The sequence below is a fragment of the Paenibacillus sp. B-A-8 genome, from assembly GCF_048572915.1.
Classification (GTDB): Bacteria; Bacillota; Bacilli; order Paenibacillales; family Paenibacillaceae; genus Paenibacillus_AQ.
This window is the reverse complement of sequence record NZ_CP183882.1, coordinates 2,028,379-2,052,585: the sequence shown is the minus strand read 5'-3', so window position 1 is coordinate 2,052,585 and position 24,207 is coordinate 2,028,379. Positions and strand designations below refer to the sequence as shown.

Genomic DNA, 24,207 nt, shown 5'->3' with positions numbered 1-24,207 from the left:
TTAACTATTAGTTCAATAGTGCTAGAGAATTCATAGCGATCATATCATACTGTTTTTTACATAGGTGTCTTATTTTGTCGATCATGATATGTTGTTTTCTTGTCTATTAGATGCGCTCCAGATGCTTCTATTATTAGCACGTTAAAAAGCCCGCAGCGTATAACCCGCTGCGGACCTTCTTATGTCGACACCCCGTATCGACTGAATAATTAGAACATAGCAAATGCTGCTGAGGTGAAAGTAACGTAGGGGAATTTTGGAACTGTAGGAGCGTAGCGCTCGCCTTTGTCTTCGGATGTTATCCGCATAAGCGGTAAAAATCAAGAACATCTGGAGACAACAGCGACCGAAAGTCCAAACATTCCCGTAGTTGCTGTCGTCACCGAGGAGCCTTTCCCTTTGCTTTTTTATTTCGTTCAAATTATTCTGTAGATTTTTTCACAGGAACATAAATCTCCATCACCGTATCCGGCCGCGAATGGCAGCGTTCGTCATAGAATTCGAAATCCAGATTACTGTCATCATAGACGTAGCCGCTGTCCTTAAACCATTCTTCGAAGATATACTTCCAAGTGCTTTTTATAACCTGTGCAAACTGTATTTGCTCTGTATCCGTTGAAGTATCCACTGGCGGCGTTGTGAACACAGCATATTCGGCTTCTGGCACATCCATCGTCAGCATATCCTCTTCCACCTTGGAGTAGTCCTCTACAATAACACCTAGAAGATAAGTCGCATTACCATTATCTGAGGAAGGAATACATAAGCCGACTTCTCCGTGTTTAGGCGGGTTTAGTATTTTATACATTTTGGACTCCAGATTCTCACCTTCATAATGGCTCCAAAAAGAAGCAATATCCTTGGTGTACATACTTCCAGCAACATTAGTTTGGATCCCATACCCAGCGACCTTAAATGCAGGCTTGCGAACAATAACAGGGTTCATTATAAAACCTCCGATTTCAAATAGTGTTGTTCCTTTAGTAAATCCGTCCATCCGTGCGGCATATTGTGTCGGGCTATAGCCAAAAGCCTTACGAAAGGCCTTAGTAAATCCGCTTTGCGTCTCAAAACCATAGTCCAGCGCGATATCAATGATCCTTTTACCGGCAAATAATTCAAGCGACGCTAAAGATAACTTCCGGCTCCGCACATATTCCATCACGGACATTTCCTTGCATAGGCTAAACACTCGGCAAAAATGATACACCGAATATCCGACCTCAGCGGCTATTTCTTCTACTGAAATATTTTCTTTGATATGAGCTTCAATATATTCAACACATTTCTCTATATCTTTACTGTAATTCAAGTGCAGCACCAACCTTCCCCCGTACGGTGATTTCATTATATCAACTGGATGTGAGGATCGTTGTTCCTGTTTTGCTGAGCTATGTTCAACCCCTTTTCTTTCTCTTTAATAAGCGCAAAAAAAGGATGAAGCAGCCTGATTAAGCCACTACATCCCTTTTTCACTTTTACCAATTCGATTGAATATTCCTAACCTAAATACGTTAATAATCTGCTGATCATGACTGCAGCTTCCGCACGAGTCAGATTACTCTTCGGATTGAGTTTATGATCAGGGGTCCCTTGGATTAGACCCAATTCGATGCAAGTAGCCAATGCCTGCTTTGACCATATACCTGCCTGATCCGCATCTATATACGTAGCTAGTACAGCTTGCGTAGCATCTGATACTTTAGGTGATTTCCCCTTCAATTCAAGCACTCTTGCCATAATAACTGCCATTTCCTGACGGCTTAGAGGCTTCATCGGATCAAACAAATTACCTACATACCCTTTAAGCAACCCAGCATCTGCTGTAGCAATAACACTATCGCTGTACCATTTATCTTGCGGCACATCCTTAAATGATGTTGACCCTTTTACTTCAAGACCTAGAGCTCGTGCCAGGATCGCTGCGATTTCAGAACGATTAATCGTCTTGTCCGGAGCAAAATTCTGATCTGTTATCCCCTTCAGGATACCTTTACTCACCAAAGCCTCAATATCCTTAATTGCCCAGTGGCCCACGGTATCGATAAAGGATTTAGGTTTGATTCCAGATCCTTGATCTGAGTCGGTTCCTGGATTTGGAGTTGCCTCCGGTTTCGCACCTGAACTTGGATTAGAACTTGGGTTAGAAACATTGCCAGGATCTGTCTCTGATTGATTACTATCCTTTGCTTTGACCGTTACAATCGCTATTGCTTTCATATCAGTCCCAGCAACCGTGCCTTTTACTTGGAAGCTCCCCGCTTGTGCATAACTCGAAGAATGAATCTCATCCCATACAACCAACGTTTTCTGTATCGTATGATTGCTCAGGGTCACAGTTACTTCCGCAGGCAGTTTCGGCGCGGAGCCAACTTCGGTTTCAATCTTTACATCCTCTATAGCTACAATGCTAAGAGCGAATTCAAGACTTTTTATCGCATTTTCAAGCTCTACTCGCATTTCATCTAGTGAAGTAATCGTAGCGCTAGGATCCTTCAGAATCTTCTCCGCTTTATCCAGAGCAGCCGCAACGATTGCCCAGGTTTCAGATGAATAATCTGAACTCTTTAATGCTGCTGCATCGGTAATCGTTTGTTGAAGGAGATCTTTAGAGATGTCTAGATTACTTCCCTTAATATAAAAATCATCTAGAATAAAAGCAAAATCAGATGTAGCTTTTCCCGAACCTTTGGTAATCATTTTGAAAATTACTTGATAATCATCCTGATTACCGGTTGTAAAGCTTTGCTTGAATGTGATATAACCGCCATTTTCTCCAGCTTTATTGCCTGGATTGGTTAAATTACCTAGCGTTTCCTTTAATACAATCTCTTTTGAAGAACGTGATTGTACCGACACTTCATAACCAACATACGTTTCTGAAGTATAGATAAATCCTAACTCATATTCTTTATTTGGCTTCAATTTCACGCTAGATTCGTTTGTTTTAATGAGTTTACCCACATCTGTTTCATTCATTTTTAGCGAGTTTTCACCATTCAGAACCCAAGTCATCACAGGACCAACTTTGTTCTCAGCTGCCTGAACGATAGGATTGTTATCGTGTGGATTACTTTGGTCAGTTGCAATATGAATTTGTCTAGACCCACCACCATACTCAAATGGACCCCAACCTTCATACACATTCTCGAAATCCTCATACACAACATAATTTTTATTCGTAGGATCCTTCTCCACTGACGTATGCTTCCAAATACGAACATCATCAAATTGTACAGTACCAACTCCTGAATCAGCTAGCAACTTCACTGTTGCAGTAGTAACACCTTCAGGAACCTTAAATTCAACATTCATTCTCTGCCATGTTGTATCGACATACTTGAAGGATGAGTTATGGATACCGTCCTGCCCTGTCACATGATTAGAATAGGTTTTACCGTTAATTGTAACCTGCAGAGAAGATTTTCTTCCTTTCTCCGTCTGAGTCCACACCCCGACAGTATAATCCTCACCAGGCTGTAGTCCATTAATTTCCTGAGACAAGATACCCGCTTTGTTTCCAACCTCAGCGTATTTATTCCAATTCGATTTGTTCATTTCTTTGCTGGTATCGTATTCGCGATCACCTTGCACTGTCTTGATTGTAATATTACTTAGATCATCAGCTGTCCAGGAACCTGGAACATTCAATTGCTCAGAATTAAAGGCGAAATCCTTAATAAGACTGCCTTCACCCCAATTTGTTGCAGCAGGGACCAATACTAGAGCATCCGCTGATGTAGGATAAAGCACATAAGGTGTATTTTTCTTAGCCTTATTTATCGTGAGAGATCCATCATGAGCAACAACTGTATCGACTAACACTTTGCCTTGTTGTGTCAGCTCATACATATTGAATTGGCTCACATCTTTAAATTCATCCGTCAACTGCCAAGTTGTCGCGTTGCCTGTTGTATTCCAGTGATATAGTCTTGCACCTTCGTTTACACCCAAGATCTTATTGGTCTTCATATCCCAAACCCAAGGAATTAACGAATTCGCTTCACCAGTATGACGCTCTGATTCGTCTGTTGTCGTCCCCGTATCTTTCCAAGAAGATATAAGCTTGCCATTTTTAGATAACTCAATCATATTCGTTAATTTATTTCTCTTAGAGATCACTTCGTTATCAAACGTAATTTTATCCTCTTCATATTTCATAACACCAAAATGTTGCATGAACTTCGTAGGTAATACTTCGTTAAAGAATACAGTTACACCTTGCTGTACATCCGGTTTGGAATCTCCCCACGTTGTCACACCTGGTATTTTTTGTCCTTTGAATAAGGCATTTCCAACGAAAATATCTAGATTATTCTTCACTATTCTTGATAGAATGCTAGAATTCCCCTTATTCGGATATCCTAAATCTGGACCCCAGTGAACAAAATCCACACCGGGCTCTAATGGGCCGGCAAATTCCGTTCCTACTTTTAGTCCAAGATTATTAGCGTATTGCAGCAATTTATAGGCATTGTAATCATTGCCTGTATACACATCAATATAGAAGAAGTCTAATGTAGGATCATTCGGGCTCAAAGAATCCTTCGTCAGATTAAATAAGTTTTTGAACCGTGACTCTAGATTCCCACTCAAGACATCCTTCGTCTGATCAACATAATAAGACGTATCAATCCAATCCCAACCTCCGGAAAGCCTATCTACTGTCGGCCCTTTTGATGATGCTCCATTTAAGTTGGAATAATTCAGTTCGTTAGCATCAAGTTGATACTCTGTTGCATTGAGATGAACACCCACGTTAAGATTATACTTATCGCCCTCATTGATGAGATAGTTTAATTCATCCAATCCACCCTGCCTCACACCAATGTTGGAATAGGATGGAATATCATCATCATGGCCCTCTGCCTGATATCCCTTATGAAGAATCATCTGTCCAAAGCCATCAGTATAATTGTACAGAATTTTACCCGTATCCAACGAATTCAAGAAAGGATCATTTGCCTGGCTAGCAAAGTTGAATGCGATGTACATCATATTGTTCTGCATATCCCGAGCACCAAATGGCTCCTTAAAAATATTCGTCCGATAAGCAACAGCTGCATCCTGCCAATCTGTTTTACCGTCATTATTCCGATCATTTGTCACAACTACCTCATACCAAGGCAGTTCTTCCGTTTCATTACTTTGAAGATGGCGATACGTCCAAGTACCCGGCTTCACTGTCACTTTATTGACAAGTGGTTTCTTTTCCGTGGTCACAATAATTTTATTGCCACCGCTGATTACATTGTCTTCAATCGATGCTCCCAAGCCATTTCCGCTCACCATAGCCATCGTAACGCCTGAAGCGCTACTCTGTTTCATAAGATTCATGTTATCGACCAGTTCTTCTGTTAATCCGTGCCATGCTCCATCCGATTTACTCCATGCATACGTTGCATTTTCCATAGCGCTATTCACATGGATTAGAGAATTGTTAATTTGAATCGAACGGACAACAAACCCATCCGGTTTTTCAGTTATTTTATCAATTTCAAAACGTACGATATGATTCGCTTTCGCCTCAATATGTGCTTCGATGACAACACCAATCTCGTCAATCATCATTGTATACTGATACTTACTATCGCTCTCTTTATTAGATATGGTGCGAGGCACATAATCCATATTGTTGATCTTCAGACTATTCGTTTGCTCCTCGCTAGCCTGTAGTTTACGTTCATCAACTTGATATTCAACAATACCCGGGAAATCTTTATATACTGTAACGTTTAAACCATCTTTAGTGATCGTATCTGTCTCTGAGGCAACCTGAAGCTTAGGTAGTGACTCTAGCTCTACCATCTTTACATTGCTCACTGTCATCTTTTTACTTCCATACCAAGATCGAAGTCCAAGCCAACCTGGCTGCATAGTCATTTCTTCTTCAGATACCGATCCCATATCCGTTGTCACGCCATCGGGGTCCGTAATCTTGAAGCTTATGGTTGTTCCTACTAAACGAAGTTCGATATGATAAAGTGTATCGGCTAGCATCTCATATGAGTTTGAGAAAGTAGCCTCGTTTCCATTTGCAAACAATTTCCAAACGCCGTTAATGTCATGATTAACCGATACATATGCATTATCCGTGGATCCTCTTAATATAAATCCATATCGCCCACCAGTTGCTCCAGCGTCTACATTTGTTTTGTAATCAAAAGTAACCTTCTGATCCATCAATTTAGGGCTATCCTTATCCACGGCTAGTGCTACACCTGGCATGTTCAATTGAATTTGACCATCTCCGTTACTCTCTACCACCGGATTACTACTATCCAGAGAGCCCCAATTCTGTGCCGAATAATTTGGTTGGTATACTCTGATTTCTTCTGCGGTTATTGCATCTACATTCACCTTAATTGCAGCATCAGTTGTGTTATATAAGCCAAATGCTCCTGGGGAATATGCAGATACTGGTACATTACCGACCAATACTCCATTTATATATAGGCTTAATTCCTTCTCAATGACCTGCACACGTAAAATATAATCTTTGCTTATTGCAATGGCATCAGTATTGCCAATGGCAGCTTCGCTACCTTCCAACTGATATTTCCATTTTCCCGCGCTCTCTTGATATATGGTGATATTGCCCAGTTTAACACCAACTTCACCATCACTCTTCATTTTCACTTGATAGATCCCATTTGATACTGCTGTTATATCTCTATTAAAAGCAGTTGCTCCAGCATCAATAGTCCCTGTCAAATATCCATCTATAACTTGCGGTGTCGCATGATACCCATCCCAATTAGGCTGAGAATTACCTTCATAATATTCCTCGTAAATCATTTTGTCCGTTTGTGTAGAAGTATTCATATCCATAAACTCTTCGGTAAAAAGAATATTATCGATATATATGGTATCCTGAGCAACAACCCCAAAACGTCCTTCTCCGAATTGCTGTCCTGCCGGTAAGCTTGCATACAATTCAGCCCCGTTAATGCTTAGGGTTACAGAGGAGTCGGAATATTGTAAACCCACTTTATTCCAGACGAAAGGTTTAGGATTTGAACTACTAGTACTAGTACCAGATGCAACAAAATCAATGATGGTGTTACCCTTTTTCAAAATCCATTTCGCACCATCAAATGTAATTAGAGCATTGTTACCAATAGCAAATCCGATATTGGTATTCGTAGGTTTCACACTAGCCATATAAGTCGCACTCTGTAGGAGCGGAGCATCAGTATTCCATGTTTCACCGTTCAGACCAGATAACTTTAGAATTCGGTTGCTGCCTTCTGTAATAATGGTAGACGTTGCACCGTTACTCCAGTCGCCTGTTATACTGTCTTGAAAATCATTACTATACTGAATAATTTGTTTGGGTTTTATGATCTGATTTGTATAGTGTATATTATCTATCTGCAATTCTACCGTACTTCGAATTCGAAGACCGAAGTACCCAGCTACTTCTGAGAATTGCGCAAAAGTAATATCACCGATCTCCTTTTTATTCAAAAATACCGTGATTGTTTTCCCTTTAAAATTGAACATGAGATTATTCCATCTGCCTTGGATCGGGTAAGGAATATTTAATTTACTTCCCCAACCCGAGTTAGACTCTGGTATCCAGATGCTAGGGTCAACCCCAATCTCATTGAATATGCTCGCCGTTTCATTCATTCTAAAACCAAACGCAAAGCCTTGACCGCTACCTAGTTTCGCTGGATTAATCAGCTTGAAATCTAACGAGAGTGTACCCTCTTGAATTTGTGGGGAATCTAGATCTACACCTCGTTCTTTTGATCCTTTTTTCAGAGAAAGAACTTTATTTCCCGTAAGATCGGTCACTACTTGAGCATTTAAACCTGACCAATGAGGTATATAATTAGGATCTTCATAGTCTTGTACATAATCAATGACATTTGAAGGTTTATCTTTTGTACCTACACCTGCAATACGTAACTCTTTAATAGAGACATTTCCTGTTGCAAAACGTTTATATAGACCTACCTGACCAATCCCTGTCGACTGATTCAATAAATCCGTATCCTTATTGTAGTATGTCACTCCGTCTACTATAACCACGAGCTTCGTACCATGAAAGCCGATTTGTATTCGATAATCTATATCTGTTTTCAGTTCAGGACCCTCGAATACTTCCCAATTACCTGAACCATCCGGACTTTGAATTACCCAATCTGTATTGGCATCGTAACGGATAGACACCCCTTGATTCGTATCATTTGATCCTATAACAAAACCAACATTACTTGAAACTGAACTTGTATAGCGCATCGTTGTATCAATAATTCCGGCAGATAGCCATGGAGCTTTATCCCATGTTGCAATGGCTCCACCGCCATCCACTTTAGTTATCGCAATGGTTAGTCCATTATTTACAGAAGTTGTTCCTGCTCCTTTAACGAACGTCATTGGTTCCGGTTCCATTGACTGATAATTATTCGTATACGATACTGCCCCTTGACCCTCAGGAACATTTAATTTGATGTCATTTAAGAAGTCCTCTATGTTCGCCTCTTCAATTGTACCCTCTTGTGAATCCGTTACTGTAATAGTCGCTTCTGCTTTGACATCCGAGGCTTTAACATTTCCCTCTACGTTAAAAGTGCCCACCTTCGCATAACTTAAAGGATCGATTTCATCCCAGCTAACCATTACTTCGCCGATGGAATCATCGTTGTAAACTGCTTGTACTACCGAAGGGAGTTCTGGTGGTTCACCAACGGAAGTTTGAACATTTGTTGGAGAAATACGTTTAATTACTTGTTCGTGAACTGCACTTAACGAATCACCAATTTCTCCTTCAGCAGCATAAGACGTACTTCTTGGATATATGATTGATTGACTTGTAGCCATTAAAAAAATCATCATCCAAATCATGAATCGATAAATCTTTTTCGCAACCTTTTTTCGCATCGTACCTTTCCCCCTTATAATAGTCTATTGGATATAAATTAAAACGCTTTCAAATACATTTTTGATTTTAACAATTTTATTCGATTTATACTTTCAAAATATAACCAATATTGAAAAATCCGTTTGAAATACAGAACTAAAATCAATTATTATTCTACCCATACGCCCCACATTAGTTCTGGAATGTTAATAGTTTCAATGATACACTGAGTGATAATAAGCGGTGAATTTTGACACAAATGTCTGAATACTATCAGGGGCGATTATTATGAACCGAGTTGTTGATCTCTTATATCATGAGTCTGATCAGGAATTAATCTATAATGCATTAGAGCGCACCTTGAAACCAGGTTATTTTTTTGGACCTCATTGCCATGAGAATCTGGAAATCTGTTTAATGAAAGAAGGAGAATGTGACATCATTATTAATGGTGAGAGGATTACCGTTCATAAAGGTGAAATAATGGTCATCTTCCCTCATATGATTCACTCTTTTCATGTAAAATCAGATCAAGAAGCCGTCTTCCTACAAGTTCACTTTTCTCCAGAAAACTTTATTGCAGCAGACCCCAAAGTAAATGAATATATCAGATTTTTACATTATATGTCAGATAGACATATAGCCTATACCTTCCATCCATATACGAAACAGATTCTTTCATGTGTGGATCGTATTTGCGAAGAAGTAAATACTGAAGTAAATATGTACCACAAGTCGCTAGCAAATATTTATATCTACGAATTACTGTTTCTATTATCTCGCGAGATTGAAAAAAGTGTTCGTAAAGTATTCAGAATAAATAATCCCATAGCAATTCGAGCTATCCATTTCATTAGACAAAATGTAGAAAACAATATCACACTAGACGATATCGCTAGCAACTGTAATATAACTACCCGATACCTATCGAAAATTTTCAAACAATACGTGAATATATCAGTGAACGATTATCTTTGTATCACAAAAATTGATAAAGCCATGAATTACATATGTAATACAGAACTCTCCATCACAGAAATATCTTCAAAACTCCAATTTTCTAGTGCACAATACTTCTCAACCGTATTTAAAAAATACAGCGGCGTTACTCCAAAGGAATATAAAAATCTTCGTACGAAGGATATATAGGTTAATAATTGTATCTATATAACAAAAAAAATGAGCCTGCTCCGTCATAATCGACTTCGAGCACAGCTCATTTTCATTGTATATCTGTTATTCTTACTACCCTATGTTCATCCTGATGCTTACCGATTCAGCAAGCTTCCCACATACTTCAGCAGCTCATTGGCGCAAATTGGGCAATAATGGTGCCCGTCAATAAGTCTGGCGCATACCTCGTTGATCCGTTTGAGCTGGCTTTCATCCGGCGTTTTGGACGAGGTGGTAATTTTGACGATATCTTTGAGATCAGTGAATAGCTTCTTCTCAATCGCTTCCCGCAGGCGGTCGTGGTTGTTGTACTCAAATTTCTTCCCTTTGCGTGAATACGCGGAAATCCGGATCAGGATCTCTTCACGGAACGCTTTTTTCGCATTCTCAGAGATACCGATTTGCTCTTCAATCGAACGCATTAACCGCTCATCCGGCTCCATTTCCTCATCCGTAAGTGGATCGCGGATTTTGGACCAATTGCAGAAGGCTTCGATATTATCGAGATAATTCTCAAATAATGTCTTAGCAGATTCCTCAAAGGAGTAGACAAAGGCCTTTTGCACTTCGCTTTTTGCCAAAATATCATATTCCTTGCGAGCGATGGAGATGAAGTTCAAATAACGCTCCCGCTCCTCTTTAGTAATCGATGGATGCTGATCCAGGCCGTCTTTAATTGCCCGCAGCACATCCAGTGCGTTCATGCACTGCAGATCACCTTTGATCAAAGCGCTGGAAATCCGGTTGATAACATACCGCGGATCAATTCCGGACATACCTTCATCTAAATACTCCGTTTGCATTTCCTTGAGATCTGCTTCTTTGTAGCCCTCGACCTCTTCACCATCATACATGCGGAGCTTTTTGATCAGATCCATGCCTTGTTTTTTGCTTTCTTTCAAACGGGTCAGGATCGAGAAAATCGCAGCGGCACGCAGCGCATGCGGTGCAATATGCACATGATTCATATCACTCTGAGCGATCAGCTTCGCGTAGATTTTTTCCTCTTCCGATACCCTGAGGTTATACGGAACAGGCATAACAATCATACGGGACTGGAGCGCTTCATTCTTTTTATTAGAAATAAACGACTTATACTCGGTTTCATTCGTATGTGCGATGATCATTTCGTTGATTGTTGGATGATTAAGTTAAAAGTAAACGGTCTTCTTTAGACATCAGAAAAGGTTTTTGCTGATTGTAGGTTCTCGTGTAGTTTAGGACAACTTGTAATAATTCTTCTAATACTTCCCTCTGCTATAAACATACTTATGTTGTAGAGGTGAAGCCGATGTGGGAGAGCGTACAAAAGTTTCAAACTGAACTAGGCGAAATTGAAATTTATAAACCAGTGACACCCTCTACTAAAAGGGAACAAGACGATTTTTATGTTTTTCTGGCAAACCTATTATATATAGATTATTTAGAACAGTTACTTGATCAGCAATATTAAATCTATTACTGTCATTTTATTTATATGGTTAATATATAAACAGAAGCAGACGCCTATAGCAATCTGCTCCTGTTATATAAATGAAGGATTAAACTAATGAATTATTCCAATATTTTGGTGGCAACGATCGCAAGGTCCGTAATGTCAATCTTCTGGTCACCGTTCAGATCAGCGATCTTGGCCTTCGCCCAATCAGGGCTGGTGGCGTTCTTGCCGTAATGGTAAGCGACGATCGCAAGGTCACCTACACTGATAATTCCGTCGTTGTTCAGATCTGCGGATCCTTCCTTAATTATTGCTGCCTTGAAGGTATCCAACGCACGGAGCAGATCATTTACGGCTCCATCAACTTGAGACTGTGTCGCACTCGAGTTGTCTTTAACCGCTTTGGCCGCGTTAATCGCAATGCCGAACGCATCTTTGACCGCTTGCGGATATTGGCCAGGCAGAGTACCCACGACTGCGGCGCTATACAAGTTCTGCGCATTCGTAATCGCTGCGTTCAGCGCGGTCTTGTCTACGCCTACATCGATGCTCCCTACAGAAATGACCTTATGGTCCAATGCCGCCTGGATCACGGCTCCCTCGGACGTTCCTAATTCCGCCCGGCTCACGGCTATCGTCCCGCTCGTGTTCTGAACACCTGATTTCACCTTGAAGGTCAGATCCAGAACCGGCTTACTCGCTCCCGAAACACCTCCGATACTGGCAGTAATCAGTCGAAGTTCCCCGGTAGTGTCCTTATCCTCTTTCACAACCTGGATGTTGTTGTTAGCTCCCGCCGCAAGCATATAGTCAAATACTTTGGCATCATAGGTTAGAGTGATGTCCTGGGCATAAACACTTTGGGTAACGCTGTTTAGATTAACCCCCACTTTAAAGCTGCTGCCAGCCTTCACACTGCTGTCTACTGTAAGTGTAGCTGTTACTACTTCTTTTGCTTGCTTATTGATGCTAACGGTATAAGCTTTTTCTGTTACCCCATCTTCAGCTACCACTCTAACGTTCAAAGTAGTCATATCGGTTGGTAAAGATACTTTTCTTTTCGCAGTATCGTCAATTAATACACCATTAACATATACCAAAGCATTCGCGTTTTCAGGAGTGAAATTGACTAATGACTCTGTAGCATTTTTTGGAACAGAAATGGAATAGTGATTATTAGTCAATGCTGCTGGCGTTCCATCCGCTGTGACACTCTGAAGGTTCGTGCTTTTGTTATAGTCTTTCAAAATGGAAACCGTTCCGAATAATCTGCCGACGTAGCTCGAACCTCTATTGGCAAACTTCACGGTTACTTTTGTTTTTCCTGCTAACAAATTTGCCGGGATTTGATATCTTACATCATAAAATTGATCAGGGGCTTTTGCTTCTATGGTTTCTTCCTTAATAAGAATACCGTCCACATAAACGTTAAAGGTTCTTCCTTTATCACCGCTATAGTATCTGGTAGATATATAATTAGTAACAGAAGGATCGACTGCCATATCATAACTAAGCCAGGCGGCTCCTGATGACCCGCTCCAAGCCTGCCGGTACTGTTCCCCTCCGAAGGAACCTCCTCCTGTATTTCCTTGCAGATTATGTGCCAATTCGTGCTGATCATTCGTAATTTGAACTTCATCGATTTTAGCGATTGCCTTTTTAGCCGCCGTCTTTTTATTCAAAATATTTTTCTGGAAGGTCTGTGAATCCAATGCGGATAAATAGAAATAAATCCCGTATCTTTCCTTGTATAAAGTATAAAAAGGCGTAAATTTCAAGTGATTATCTTCATCTGTATTCCGCAAGGTAAATTCCAGTTTTCCTTCCGTCTTAACCAAATTGTTGTTAATATCACGGACCCAATCATTAACATTACCATCCTTAATAAGGATGTAATCCTTGAAGGTCACGCCCGAAGGCAAATTGGCTTTTTGTGAAGCAAGATGTGGAATGGCGACCATTTGCTCTGTCCCAAGGCTAGCACTTAAAACAAGAGGACCATAAGTGAATGCTGCCACTTCAGGATTATCTTGAAGAGTTGATACTTGGACTTTTAATGGGAATGTCAGTTCAACGATATCCCCTGTCTTCCATACCCGATGGATATCAATATATCCTTCAGCTGCTTCCCCATTAAATGTTGTTCCGTTTATCGCTACAGCTACCTTATCACCTTTTGCAACCCACTCAGGAGATCTGAATTTAATCGTAATATCCTCGGAAGGTGCCGCATTAATTGTAAACGTTGCCTTATCGCTTTGGGGGAGATCTGTTTGTTGTGTCAATTGAAGGCCCTTTTCAGTCCAGTTCAATATCGAACTCAAGTACATGTTGACATAAAGATCTTGACCGGAGTGAAAATAGATACTGTCATCCAGTTTCGTAAAATTCTCCATACCGCTTCCCGTATCGCACCAGAAGCTATCAAACTCGGTTGAAAATACTTTGAAATAACCTGTACCCATAGGCTTAAAGTACGTACTCATACCGGTCTCCGGATTAATGGAGGACATTATCTCATTTTTCAATGTTTTCTCATAATAATTAGCATACTTAATATCACCGGTAAGCCTGAATAACTCTCTAGTAAGCTTTAGCATGTTGTACGCGTTACAAGTTTCATCATTAATGTTATTCCTATAATTATCTAACTGCCCAGGTTCTCTAAAATGCTCATTTTCGCTATTTCCACCTGTTACATAGGTATGGTCATTAACCACCATTTCCCAAAAATTCTCCGCTGCTTTCAGGTAAAACGATTCTGCCTCACCTAATGTGCGATATCGATTCAGTGCGCCAATAAACTTAGGAATTTGTGTATTGGCGTGCTTATTCGCTAATACGTCTTGCCCATTAACAATTGACGTAAACAGAGAGTCTTCATCAAACATATGGGCCGCGGTTAAATGATCCTGATTATTGGAGAATTTAAATAATTCATACAATGCATCGTTTATACCGCCATATTCAATATTCAATACTCTAGTGTGCGTTGATTCGTTCCATGTTTGAGTTCTTTGATAAGCCCAATCCCCCAAATTACTTGCAATCTCTAAGGCATCTCCATTTCCTTCGTATTTATAAACATCCACAAGCCCGGTTATTATTTTATGCATGGTGTACCATGGCACCCAACTTTGTCCCTCGATCTTTCCTTCAATCACATCAAAATGCGTTTCTGGTGTTGCAAAAACATACCCGTTACTGCTTGCATTTTGACATACTTTCAGTTCACTAATCACATAATCAATTCTGCTCTTGATTTGTGCATTCTGTGTTGGGTTCTCTTTCGTTTGCTTATAGGCCTGTGATAACGCTGTCAAATAATGTCCCAGGCTATGCCCTCTAAGATAACTCCAGTTCCCTTCCCAACCGTTGTATAGCTCCGCTTTCTTAGGTAAACCTGCTACGGTTCTAAATCCAGACAAAAGACGGTCCGGATCAAGCTTTAATAAATACTCAATATCTTTATTTAAGGCATTCACATAATACGGGTCGGTAACATCTACCTGCTCCAAGTCGAAATTTTTGATCTTTGCTGAATCCCCTAGATATTTACTTGTTTTCACAAGAATCGAAAACGTTTTTGTTAAGGTTACTGAACCATACGTTACAGTAGCTTGTATAGTCACCGAGGTATCTACCCCTGGATCTGTAAGCACTCCTGTATTTGATATCACATCCGGATTGGATGATTTCCACGAGATGGCACTACGATTTGCTCCTTTTATTGGAAAGGTAAGATTGCCCCTAGTTGTCCCCGGCAGAACGATTGCATCTAAATCTTGCTGTGCAATCCTCTTTTCGTCTATTACGCCGCCTTCCCCTTTATAAACGTCTCGGATCACTTCTTCCGTAGCAGCTACACTATAAATCTTGAATTCGTCCACATTCAGTTTTGCATAGCCTCCCCCATACTGTGGCGAATTGAATCCCAAATACTTATGTTCCGTATTATTTGCTGCAATGCTGCCACCTTGTTTATTATAAATAACCTTTTGAGCTAGACCGTTACGATAAATCTCCACATTTTTTGTTGCATTATCATAGGTAACCGCAATATGCGTCCACTCTCCAATGGGAAAGAACGTGCTGCGATCCCCAGTAACATACGATTCCTGTACACTTGTTCCAGTTGAAAGCTTCAACGGAACTGTATCGCTCAGGATGCTTAAATACCACCCTTCTCCCATCCAGTTTCCATTTGGCTTGTTCCACATGATCATGTGTTCACCTATTAACTTAGAGTCAGGCTTTACCCAGAAGGAAACTGTTAGATTTTGTGGCTGCAATGCCGATGACGTGCCTAAATCAATATAATTATTGGTCCCGTTTAGTTGTAAAGCCTTACCAACCTTACCCTCAACATAATTTGCCGTCCCATTTAATACCCCTCGAATCCCGTTACTAGAGGAATCTGTAATATTATTTTCAAACTTGAATTCCAGCTGTTTTGAATCATCTACCCCAGCTGCATATGCCGGAATCGTGGAACCTAAAAAACCGGACATCAGATTCGCCAGCAATGTTATAGATAAGATTTTAATTAACGTTTTTCTCTGCGACTCATTTTTACCTTTTATCCGTTCCATTGATTGACACCTCTCCTTGTGTTTTATATGAGGATTGAGTGAATCAAATCTAGCGTGAGAACAAGGGATGGTATGCAAAACACTCCATCCCCATTCTCGCTTATGGTAGTTTTAGTCAGCTATTTTAGTGGCAACATACGCCAAATCCGTAATGTCAATCTTCTGGTCGCCGTTCAGATCAGCGATCTTGGCTTTCGCCCAATCAGAGCTGGTGGAATCCTTGCCGTAATGGTAAGCAACAATCGCAAGGTCGCCTACATTGACAATTCCGTCGTTGTTCAGATCCGCAGATACTTCCTTAATTACTGCGGACTTGAAGCTATTAACCGCACGGAGCAGATCGGTGACTGCAGCGTCCACCTGAGACTGTGTCGCGCCCGAGTTGTCTTTAACCGCTTTGGCCGCGTTAATTGCAATGCCGAACGCATCTTTGGCCGCCTGCGGATATTGACCAGGCAGAGTACCTACGACTGCAGCGTCATACAAGTTCTGCCCATTTGTAATCGCTGCGTTCAGCGCAGTCTTGTCTACGCTCACATCGATGCTTCCTACAGAAATGACCTTATGGTCCAGTTTCGCCTGGATCACGGCTCCCTCGGACGTTCCCAATTCCGCCCGCTTCACGGCTATCGTCCCGCTCGTGTTCTGGACACCGGATTTCACCTTAAAGGTCAGATCCAGAGACGGCGTGCTTGCTCCCGAGATACCTCCGATATTGGCGGCGATCAATCTGACCTCACCAAGGGTATCTTTGTCCTCTGCCATCAGCTCCACATTATACGTTGCGGATGTCGCGCTCATATATTCGAAAACGTTGGCATCATAAGTGAACGTGATGTCCTGGGCATATACGCTTTCTACCAAGTTATTCAGCTTCACGCCGACGGTAAAGCTGCTTCCAGGCTTCACGCTATCCGTTGCCGATAATGCAACGGCAGGCTCCAGGGGTTCCGGCTCTTCCGTAGACGGCCAGACGGGATCCGCCGTGGAGGTGCTTGTCGTCAAATAAATCCGGTCTATCGTCAATCCGTCTTCCCTGCCCCAGAAATTCAATTCATGCTCGCCGGCCGTCATATTCAATGGCTCTCCCCCAGGCACGACGGAGCCGCCGTTGCTGAGATTCACCCATTTGAACTGTCCACCGCTGATTCCCTCAATCCCGTTGGAAGTGAATTTATACTGCTGATCCAATCCGACATGGACGGAATCGGAATTGAAATCCACGCTCTTGGCTAGGATCCAAAGCTGGTAAGCCCCTGCTTTCGGGATGTTGATTTTATATCCAAGCCTGGAACCTGAGGCTAGGGTAGCTGTATCCGTCCCGGGCATACTAAAGCCGGTATCAGGCCCGAAGAACATGGCTTTCGTGGACTGCCCGTCGACAAGCGACCAGGTATGGCCGTTGATCGTGCCGTGTACGTAGGCCTCCTTCGAGTTGTCCACCGCTGTTTCCGCCTCGATGGCTATGACAACAGGCGTATCAACAGATACGCTAATTTGAGTTGTTGCAGCTTCTCCCAATTCTCCCTGATAACTTACAGCAACTTGGGTCGTTCCGCTGGCTTTTGCAGTAATCGTACCGTTTGAAACCTCTGCAATATTTGGACTCGGGTTATTGTAGACCGCTTTCCTCGTCACATCTTCCTTATGTCCATCAAGATACTCTGCGGTAATTTTAAAGGCAGCTGTTTGACCGGAATCCAGAGCAAATGAGGGATTATCTACTGTAAGCTCCTTCACCGTAAGCTCGCTGTTCAAGTCTTTAACCAGCAAATTCAGTGTATCTGTCAATCCTCCATAGCTCACATCAATGCTAGTTGAACCATAGCCTACTCCCGTTACAACTCCCTTATTAATACTTACGATACCGTCTTTTGCCGCAGTAGCAACAGCCTGAGCAGTAACGTCAGCGCTTGTTCCATCGGTGTATACAGCAGTAACCTTCATCCTTGCCTGGTTGGCTCCGGATACAGTGTCGATTTTATATTTATCGATGGATGCGTTGATTGCTGATAGATCATGAGCAGCGCTCTTTTGCTTGAACTGCCAATAATCTATCTTAAAAAGATTGCCTGTCGCTTCTCCCTTGAATACCAAATAAACATCATGGACTTCGGAAGCACCCGAAATATTTGTTGTTTTTTTCTGCCAAACCTGATCTCCGCCTGTGTTGGAAATAGGGAGCGTCCCGATCAATGTCCCTTCAGTACTGTCAAGATGAAGCTCCAATGTGCCTCCGTTAAAAGCGCTGGATACATTTGCAGAAAATAAACCGGCCCCGATAGACCCAAAATCCACATTTTTTATCTTTATATAGTCTCCGTTATCAATATGGTAAACGTTCATTCCACCATGATTGGATGGCTCTGTTTTTATGCCCGATGCCCATGCAATGGTTTCAGCTTCATTTCTGACATATGGATTTAAACGCATCAGCGCAGCTGGTCCCTGAGTTGTCATATTGATCACCGGGAATGTGCCGTCAGGATTATAATTAAATTCCTCAACGGCTACTGAACGAGTGAAGCCTCCTCCTCCCGGCAAGGCGCCATTATGATAAAAAAAGTAGGAATGTCCTTTAAAATCTATGACTCCCGGATGGTTAGTAAAGCTTTTACCTTGAGTCGACATAATGACGCCTCTATAGGTCCAGGGACCGGTAGGGCTATTGCTGGTAGAATATGAGATATATTCAGGTATACCTCCGGCAGCATATACCATGTAATATAAATCTCCGTGTTTATAGAACCACGGCCCCTCCTCATACAATGTCAGCCTGGAGGCATTCCCTGTACGCTTCCCAAACCCTTCTGTCGTCAAAGGTACCGTTACAATACCAACGTTTTGGTCGTAGGAAATCATGTCAGGATTTAGTTTTACATATTTCAATTCAGGATTTCCCCAATAAAGATAGGCCTGACCATCCCCATCAATATATGCAGCCGGGTCAATATCGCCCCAAGCGCTGGCGACTAACGGATATCCGAGAGCATCTACAAACGGACCGGTTGGACTGTCAGAGACTGCCACCCCGATCACCGGTCTTCCAAGCGCACTACTTGTAACCGTTGCGTAATAATAGAATTTACCATTTCTTTCTATAGCATGGCCCGCCCACGCGTCGCCTTTTGCCCAACTAAACGTTTTATAAGACAAGGGTGATCCATGATCTGTCCAGTTGACCATGTCTGTGGAGGAATATACTCTCCATTCATTCATCGTAAAATAGGTTGAGCTATCCTCATCGTGTCCGGTATATAGATAGACCGTATCACCAACTACCAATGGAGCAGGGTCAGCGGTATAAATCGTTTGGACTACGGGATTATCTGCAAAAGAAATAGTCGTTGATACCATCAAGCTAATTAAGAATGTTACTACGAGGCTTAAAGCCTTTTTCATTGACAAACCCCCTCCACATTACATTTGATAATTGGATGTAAGAAATATGGACAGGAATAAAAAATCCCCGTCCATATTTTCACCCATGATTAGTCAGCTATTTTAGAGGCAACATACGCCAAATCCGTAATGTCAATCTTCTGGTCGCCGTTCAGATCGGCGATCTTGGCTTTCGCCCAATCAGAGCTGGTGGAGTCCTTGCCGTAATGGTAAGCAACAATCGCAAGGTCGCCCACATTGACGATGCCGTCGTTGTTCAGATCCGCGGATACTTCCTTAATTACTGCGGACTTGAAGGTATTCACTGCACGGAGCAGATCAGTAACTGCGTTGTCAACCTGAGACTGTGTCGCGCCTGAGTTGTCTTTAACCGATTTAGCCGCGTTGATTGCAATGCCGAACGCATCTTTGGCCGCCTGCGGATATTGACCAGGCAGAGTACCTACGACTGCAGCGTCATACAAGCTCTGCCCATTTATAATCGCTGCGTTCAGCGCAGTCTTGTCTACGCTCACATCGATGCTTCCTACAGAAATGACCTTATGGTCCAGTTTCGCCTGGATCACGGCTCCCTCGGACGTTCCCAATTCCGCCCGCTTCACGGCTATCGTCCCGCTCGTGTTCTGGACACCGGATTTCACCTTAAAGGTCAGATCCAGAGACGGCGTGCTTGCTCCCGAGATACCTCCGATATTGGCGGCGATCAATCTGACCTCACCAAGGGTATCTTTGTCCTCTGCCATCAGCTCCACATTATACGTTGCGGATGTTGCGCTCATATATTCGAAAACGTTGGCATCATAAGTGAACGTGATGTCCTGGGCATATACGCTTTCTACCAAGTTATTCAGCTTCACGCCGACGGTAAAGCTGCTTCCAGGCTTCACGCTGTCCGTTGCCGACAATGCAACGGCAGGCTCCGTCGGTTCCGGCTCTTCCGTAGACGGCCAAACAGGATCCACCGTAGAGGTGCTTGTCGTCAAATAAATCCGGTCAATCGTCAACCCGTCTTCCCTGCCCCAGAAATTCAATTCATGCTCGCCGGTCGTCATATTCAATGGCTCTCCCCCAGGCACGATGGAGCCGCCGTTGCTGAGATTCACCCATTTGAACTGTCCGCCGCTGATTCCCTCAATCCCGTTGGAAGTGAATTTATACTGCTGATCCAATCCGACATGGACGGAATCGGAATTGAAATCCACGCTCTTGGCAAGGATCCAAAGCTGGTAAGCCCCTGCTTTCGGGATGTTGATCTTATATCCAAGCCTGGAACCTGAGGCTAGGGTCGCTGCATCCGTTCCGGACATATTGAAGCCGGTATCAGGCCCGAAGAACATGGCTTTCGTGGACTGCCCGTCGACAAGCGACCAGGTATGGCCGTTAATCGTGCCGTGTACGTAGGCTTCCTCCGAGTTGTCCGCCGCTGTTTCCGCCTCGATGGCTACGAACGTAGGTGTGTTGACAGTTACGCTAATTTGAGTTGTTGCAGCTTCGCCCAATTCTCCCTGATAACTTACAGCAACTTGGGTCGTTCCGCTGGCTTTTGCAGTAATCGTACCGTTTGAAACCTCTGCAATATTTGGACTCGGGTTATTGTAGACCGCTTTCCTCGTCACATCTTCCGTATGTCCGTCAAGATACTCGGCGGTGACTTTAAAAGTAGCCTTTTGACCGGTATCCAGAGCAAACGAACGATTGTCGACAGTAATCTGTTTGACCGACAATTCACTGTTCAGGTCCTTTACGAGTATATTTAATGAATCAGTTTTTCCACCGAAGCTGATATCGATAGTTGTTGACCCATACCCCACCCCAGTGATTACTCCGTTCTTAATATCGACAATACCACTTTGTGCAGGGGTTGCGTTTGCCTGAGCAGTGACATCCTCACTTGTTCCATCACCGTAAACAGCTACAACCTTTAATTTCGCCGTGTTAGTTCCAGAAGCCAAATCGATCTTGTTTTTATCGATGGATGCATTGATTGCGACAAGATCGTGAACTTCGCTCATTTTTCCGAACTTCCAATAATCTACCTTAAAGAGATTGCCTGTCGAAGCACCTTTGTAGACCATGTAAAGATCATGAACTCCCGAAGCGCCGGAAATGCTAGTTGTCTTAGTCTTCCAAGCTTGATTACCGCCCGTATTGGAAATAGGCAGGACTCCGATCAGCGGACCATCCGCGTTATCTATATGAAGTTCGATAGTTCCGCCGCTGGAATCGCTAGCAACATTCGCTGTAAATGTACCGGCGCCTTCCGTGCCAAAGTCAACCTTGGATACGGCCGTCCAGTCTCCATTGTTGATACTGCCGACAGCCAGGTTTATGCTGTTTACCATTCCTCCCGGTTCGGTCGTAGTTTCAGTAGAGATCCCTCCGTTCCAACCGATCGTTTCAGCCTCTACTCTTTGGTAGGGATCAAAGTTTTTCAGTTGAGCAATCCCGGTATAATCGCCTGTGATTGTTTCGATAACTCCGTTTGCATCAAAACTCACTTTATTAATGTGCGCATTACGATACCCGTGCGCTTGCCCACCCAATTCCGGTACTAGACCGCTCTCCGCCATGGCTTTAGCCACGGTCTGAGCATGGTAAGTCATGTACCATTGGTCGTTAAATTCAAACATGGCATGATGATTGTTCCCACCGACACCGAAGAAAACAGCAGGGTTAGGTAATATGGTTTTTACATAGGTGAATGGACCCAATGGATGATCACTCACCATATAAGCAATCGTTCCTGTTGGAATATCCGTCGGGTGTTGACCGGAAAAGTTTGTACTATAAGAGTAGTAGTATTTTCCGTTATACTTGTTGATTCCCGAATCCTCAAACAACCAAGGCGGATTAATCGGTTGAGCTTTACCGCCGCTGGCTGCCAAATCCAGGCTGATCATATCATCGCTAAGCTTTGCAACACGCGCGGTACCCGGATCTTCATCCTTTCCGGCTGGAATCCCCCCGCCAAAATAAATGTATCCGCTTCCATCATCGTCAATAAGTACGGCAGGATCAAAGAGCCATGTGACATTCTCGACACCGGAGGTACTTCTGCTGATCAGTGGTTTACCAATCGGATCGGAAAACGGTCCAATCGGGCTGTCCGCGGTGAGAACGCCGATTCCGTTTGCACTATCTGCAAAATACAGGAAAAACTTTTCTTTGCCGTTTATCGTTTTATGAGCCGCAGCAGGAGCCCATGAATTATTTGCCCATTTGGCAGCGCCTTGCTGGCCGGCTACAGGGATTTCTCCGTGGTCTGTCCAGTTCACCATATCATCGGATGAAACCACCGTAATTTTGTTGATCCGACTATATCCGTTGTCCTTAATTGTCCCATTCGCATTGTATTCAAAAATATCATTTGTCATGTAAATATAAACTCTACCATCATAAACCATGGCGTAGGGATCAGCCCCGAACTTGTGCGAAAATAGCGGATTGGCATTGCCGGGTGTTTTGGCCATGGCCGGGGTAAGCGGTGTTTCTTCCGCTGCCTGTACCTTTGGATTTCCCGGGCTTGAAGCGATTGCAAGAGTTAAAACCAAAATGAGTGACAATAGTTTATTCCATACTCGCATATTATTAACTCCACCCTTTCATAATTTGATTAATAGACACTTCAATTTATATAGGTGCTTCATGAAGCTTTACTAGAATGTTGACACCTCCTTTCCCAGCAGTTCAGTAGTCTGAACATGTTCATGAAAGGTTGGATGCTTAAATGTTCAACAACCGATAGATAATGACGGCTGCTTCTGCCCGAGTCGCTAGGTCTTTAGGTTTTATCATGCCATTGTAACCTTCAATGATTCCTTTCTTGACCAATCGGGTCAGGGCGTTTACCGCGTAAGTGGATACATCCCCAGAGTCTCTGAAACTGCTTAAATCCGAGTCTTTCTCATCCAGCATTCTTCCTGCAATTTTCATAGCGCGTTCTGCCGTCACCATCATATCTTGTCTGGTAATCCTTTGCTTCGGGTCAAATTTGTCGTCGCCTGTACCCAGAGCAATTCCGAATTTTTTGGCAATCCCTACTTCCTTGTAAAAGTAATCGGTCTGTTTGACATCTTTAAAGTTACCTTCGACTTCGGCATCCAACTGCAGCGCCCTGACCAGCAAGCTAACGAAGTCAGCTCTGGTAATTTTCGCCCCGGGACTAAAAGTGGTAGCTGAAGTTCCCTTGATAATTCCCGATGTGGCAAGCGTTTCGATCTCCATCCTCGCCCATTCATAGCCTTCAAGATCGTCGAAGGTCATCTTGTTTTTATAAACCGTTTCTTTTAAAGCCGGGTCCAATGCCTTTACGGATACCAGTTGGATGCCGGCATCTCCCTTGGTTTTCCCTTTAAAAAGAATAGAGGCTAAGGCTATATTCCCTTGCTCGCCTGTCTTCTTTCCGATTTTCGTGAAAGCTATCGTCATGGTTCCGTCTTCGACCTTCGGAGTTATAAAGTAACCCTCTAGCTTCGATTCGGCTTTAACCAATTCAACAATTTCAGGGTCGAACCTGATTATAGCTTCATAAGCATAGAGTCCATTCAGGTTATCTCCATTCAATGTAACCGTCAGAGTTTTGTCAGGAAGAGCTTGATTTGAAATTTTCGTTAGTGAAAAGCCCGTCTCCGCTTTTGTATATCCCGTAACGGGCATGAAAGCCGTTGTTAGGACTGCAATGAAACAGATCAAGATTGCTAGTTTTCGTTTTCTCATTGGACACTCCTTAT

7 protein-coding genes and 1 pseudogene are annotated in these 24,207 nt (G+C 42.7%); 1 reads left to right on the top strand and 7 read right to left on the bottom strand.

All coding sequences use genetic code 11. The features are described 5' to 3' along the window. Window positions 1-421: 421 nt before the first annotated feature. Window positions 422-1,321: an AraC family transcriptional regulator gene (locus ACN6MV_RS08905; protein WP_419886169.1), complete on the bottom strand. Its 900-nt coding sequence runs from the start codon at window positions 1,319-1,321 to the stop codon at window positions 422-424. 179 nt (window positions 1,322-1,500) lie between these two features. Then, window positions 1,501-8,892: an endo-alpha-N-acetylgalactosaminidase family protein gene (locus tag ACN6MV_RS08900; RefSeq protein ID WP_419886168.1), complete on the bottom strand. Its 7,392-nt coding sequence runs from the start codon at window positions 8,890-8,892 to the stop codon at window positions 1,501-1,503. 268 nt (window positions 8,893-9,160) lie between these two features. Here ACN6MV_RS08900 and ACN6MV_RS08895 point away from each other — a divergent pair, with 268 nt between their 5' ends. After that, complete coding sequence (locus ACN6MV_RS08895; protein WP_042125692.1) at window positions 9,161-10,021, top strand: helix-turn-helix transcriptional regulator; 861 nt, start codon at window positions 9,161-9,163, stop codon at window positions 10,019-10,021. A 119-nt stretch (window positions 10,022-10,140) separates the two neighbouring features. Here ACN6MV_RS08895 and ACN6MV_RS08890 read toward each other — a convergent pair. From ACN6MV_RS08890 to ACN6MV_RS08870, 5 genes and pseudogenes are all read right to left on the bottom strand, one after another. Continuing rightward, a pseudogene (locus ACN6MV_RS08890) lies at window positions 10,141-11,178 on the bottom strand (protein prkA); the annotation flags it as partial. A 421-nt stretch (window positions 11,179-11,599) separates the two neighbouring features. After that, complete coding sequence (locus tag ACN6MV_RS08885) at window positions 11,600-16,075, bottom strand: beta-L-arabinofuranosidase domain-containing protein (protein WP_419886167.1); 4,476 nt, start codon at window positions 16,073-16,075, stop codon at window positions 11,600-11,602. 111 nt (window positions 16,076-16,186) lie between these two features. Beyond that, complete coding sequence (locus ACN6MV_RS08880) at window positions 16,187-19,477, bottom strand: family 43 glycosylhydrolase (protein WP_419886166.1); 3,291 nt, start codon at window positions 19,475-19,477, stop codon at window positions 16,187-16,189. An 89-nt stretch (window positions 19,478-19,566) separates the two neighbouring features. Then, window positions 19,567-23,061: a carbohydrate-binding protein gene (locus ACN6MV_RS08875; protein WP_419886165.1), complete on the bottom strand. Its 3,495-nt coding sequence runs from the start codon at window positions 23,059-23,061 to the stop codon at window positions 19,567-19,569. 139 nt (window positions 23,062-23,200) lie between these two features. Continuing rightward, window positions 23,201-24,193 (bottom strand): S-layer homology domain-containing protein, encoded by a 993-nt coding sequence (locus tag ACN6MV_RS08870; protein WP_419886164.1) that lies wholly within the window; start codon window positions 24,191-24,193, stop codon window positions 23,201-23,203. Between the last annotated feature and the right edge of the window lie 14 nt (window positions 24,194-24,207).